The following is a 3619-nucleotide window of genomic DNA, read 5'->3' as shown; positions in this document are numbered from 1 at the left end:
CCGTTGAATTTGATGGCTGCTGGTGGTGTGGGCCCGATTACGGTGCCGAGCATCGATATTCCGGGGATTCCGTTGAACCTGTTGGCCTCCGGCGGAGTGGGCGCCATCACCGTGCCCAACATCGCCATCCCGGCCATCCCGGTCAATCTGTTGGCTTCCGGTGGAATCGGCGACGTCAGGGTCCCAAACATCACCATCGCCGGGATCCCGGTGTCGATCAGCGTCACCATACCGATCACAATTACGATCGGGTTGGTTCCCCTAAATGTCGCGGGTATCATCACCGGCTCTATCGGCCCAATCCCGCTGAGTCAGTTCACCGTGGGCCCCGCGTTGAGCGGCAGCACCGGCGGAATTGCGATCAACGCCTTCAGTATTCCGCAATTCGGACTTAACATTCCGTTGAATGGCGCCACCAGTCCGTTCACGATCGCCGGCTTCAGCATTCCGGAAATCGGACTCAACATTCCATTGAGCGGGATGACGAACCCGTCCACGATCGCTGGCTTCAGCCTTGAGCAGTTCGGGCTCAACATCCCGCTGAGCGGGACGACGCAACCGTTCACCATCGGCGGCTTCAGCCTGCCTCAGATTGGGCTGGGCATACCCCTGAGTGGCTCCACCGCCCCGTTCACCATCGGCGGTTTCAGCCTTTCCCAGATTGGACTGAACATTCCGTTGAGCGGAAGCACCAACTCCTTCACCATTCCGGGCTTCAGCATCGGTCCGTCTCCGTTGCACGTGACGATGAACGGCGGGCTGGGACCCATCAACATCCCAATCAGTGTCGCGGGTTCCTCCGGCTTCGGAAACACGACCACAGCGCCCTCGTCGGGCTTCTTCAACAGCGGCGACGGAAGCTCATCTGGCTATGGGAATGTCGGGTCCGCGATTTCGGGCTTCTGGAACCAGGTGCCAGAGTCGTTGTTGGGCGCAGTTTCTGGGTACTACAACGTTGGGCAACTGCTTTCCGGCATGTCGAATTGGGGTAACAGCATCTCGGGTTACGCCAACACGAGTTCGGTTGGCCTCATGACCGCGGCCTTCAACTCCGGCGTGCGAAATGTCGGAGAAATGCTGGCCGGCTTCTTCAACGTTGGCGCCGCTCTGTAGGTTGTGTCGGCGGCGCGTGGGCTGACCCGCGCGTGAGCTGACCCGCTGAGACCGCTCTCGGTGGCAAGAACCAATCAATGATGTTGCCGATGGGTAGCGCGATAACCGACGGCGGGCGGTTAGCGCGCTTGCCCGGTGCGGCTACCCGGGGCTTCCAGCAATACCCTTGGCGCCTTGAGCGCCGGTGGCGCCTTGGGCGCCAGGTGACCCGTTGACGCCGAAGTTCCAGGCCGCGCTGTTTGTGGCCAGGCCGCCCGCGCCGCCGGACCCGCCGCTGCCGCCGTATCCGCCGTTACCGGCTGCCCCGCCGGCGCCACCAGCGCCCTTCCCAACTAGGCCACCATTGGGGCCCAAGCCGCCAGCGCCGCCATTGCCGCCGTTGCCACCGGTGCCGCCGGTGCCGCCGGTGCCGCCATTGCCGCCGTTGCCGCCGTTGCCGCCGTGGAGGCCGGGTCCGTCACCCCCGGCGCCACCAGCGCCACCGACTGCACCGATGCCTCCGGTGCCTCCGGCGCCTCCGACTCCGCCGGCACCGCCCTGCGCATCGCCACCGCCGTAGCCGGCGTTGCCGCCGGCGCCGCCGTTGCCGCCCTGTCCTCCGGTGCCGCCTGTCTCGCCCTGACCACCGTTGCCGCCCTTGCCGCCGGTTGCACCTGAACTGGCGGAGTTGTAATTGGCGCCAAGACTCCCCGGGTATCCGGCCATGCCGCCGTCCCCGCCTTTCCCGCCGCCGAATCCGCCGTTGCCGCCGGCGCCCCCGTCGCCGGGGTACATGTTGCTGGTCCCGTGGCCGTAGGCAATGCCGCCCATGCCGCCGGTGCCACCGTTCCCTCCGTATCCACCGTCTCCGCCCCTGCCACCGTTGCCGCCGGCTGCGTACTCAGAGACTGAGAGTTGGGATCCGTCGCCGCCCTGGCCGCCGGTTCCGCCGTTGCCGAGGTATCCGCCGGTGCCGCCGTTGCCGCCGACTCCGCCCGTGGCGCTTCCAAATCCCGCAGTAAGTACAGCGGCTCCACCCTTGCCGCCGGTGCCACCGGTTTGCCCGGCGCTGCCGGCGTTGGTGCCATTGGTGCCGGCTTTCCCGGTAGTGCCTTGACCGTTATTGACATCGGGTGGCGTAGATGGAGTAGCGGGCGGGGCGCCTTGCGGGTCGGCCGGAGTCGGGTTGACACCGGCCGCGCCGAGGCCTCCTGCACCGCCCGTGCCACCGTTCCCGCCACTGCCGGCGTTGCCGATGTTGCCGGCGGAAGCCCCGATGCCGCCGGCGGCGCCGCCTGCGCCGCCGTTGCCACCGTTCCCGCCGGCGCCTCCGTGGCCGCCGGCGCCGCCGCCATTGGCCCCAACGCCGCCGCTCCCACCGGTGCCGCCGCCTCCCGCGTTCCCGCCGTTTCCGCCGTTTCCACCACCGGTGCCTCCGGGGACGACGGGGGCACCACCGGCGCCGCCGGCGCCGCCGTTTCCGCCGTTACCCCCAGCGCCGCCATTCTGGCCGATGCCGCCGTTGGTGCCTAAGGCCCCGAGGCCGCCGTTTCCGCCAATTCCGCCGTTCCCACTGACACCCACCGGGTTGCCCAGGACCGCGGGTGCGCCGCCCTGGCCTCCGGTGCCGCCGGCACCCCCATGACCCCCATGAATGGAGCCGGCTACCCCGTTTCCTCCCGCTCCCCCGTTTCCGCCGTTGCCACCTTTTCCGGTGCTGGCTACACTGCCGGCTTGGCCGCCGATTGCCTTCGCTAAACCAACCGCGCCGGCCTGGCCGCCATTTCCGCCGTCTCCTCCTCTGCCTCCGATAGCACCAGCCCCACTGGTACCGCCTGTACCACCGGTGCCGCCAGCTCCTCCCGCCCCGGCATTGCCACCGTTGCCGGCGAGGAGCCCGCCCCAACCGCCGTTGCCGCCGCTCCCGCCGTCACCGCCCTTGCCGCCCGGACCACCATTGGCGCCCGGAGTGTCAGTGTCCGTGCCTTTGCTACCGAAGGCACCGGCACCGCCGGTTCCGCCATTGCCTCCGCTTCCGACCAGCCCCCCGTTGCCGCCGTTCCCGCCGTTGCCGCCGTTGAGGCCAGTGAATTCGGGCCCAGCGGCGCCGTTGCCGCCGTTGCCGCCGTTACCACCGGCGCCGAGGCTGCCAGCCTTGCCGTTGACGCCGGCCTTGCCGGCGTTCGGGCCGGTACCGCCAGCGGCACCACCGGCGCCGCCGCTGCCGCCGTTGCCCGGGTTTCCGCCGTCACCGCCGTTGCCGCCGTTGCCGGTGCCGCCCCCCTCGAAGGTGCCGTTGCCGCCGGCTCCGCCGTTCCCAGCGGTTCCGCCGAAGCCGCCGGTGCCGCCCGCTCCACCGGCCCCACCCATTCCGGTGCCCTTGGCACCGGTGCCGGGCGCGCCGCCAACGCCGCCGACACCGCCGGTGCCGCCATTCCCGCCGTTAGTGCCGTTTCCGCCAGCCCCTCCTGCGAGGCCCTTAGCCCCATCGTGGCCGGACCCGCCCACACCGCCTTGACCGCCGGCA

The 3619-nt window shown here is 69.6% G+C and carries 2 pseudogenes; one reads left to right on the top strand and one right to left on the bottom strand.

Annotation, left to right across the window (positions count from 1 at the left end):
- Positions 1-1113 (top strand): annotated as a pseudogene (locus BST27_RS32825) (PPE family protein); the annotation flags it as partial.
- A 141-nt stretch (positions 1114-1254) separates the two neighbouring features.
- On the opposite strand, the pseudogene BST27_RS32820 reads toward BST27_RS32825, so the two are convergent.
- Positions 1255-3619: pseudogene (locus BST27_RS32820) on the bottom strand (PE family protein); the annotation flags it as partial.

The sequence above is a fragment of the Mycobacterium intermedium genome, assembly GCF_002086275.1.
Classification (GTDB): domain Bacteria; phylum Actinomycetota; class Actinomycetes; order Mycobacteriales; family Mycobacteriaceae; genus Mycobacterium; species Mycobacterium intermedium.
The sequence above is the reverse complement of the archived record's forward strand: the minus strand, read 5'-3'. Positions and strand labels throughout refer to the sequence as shown.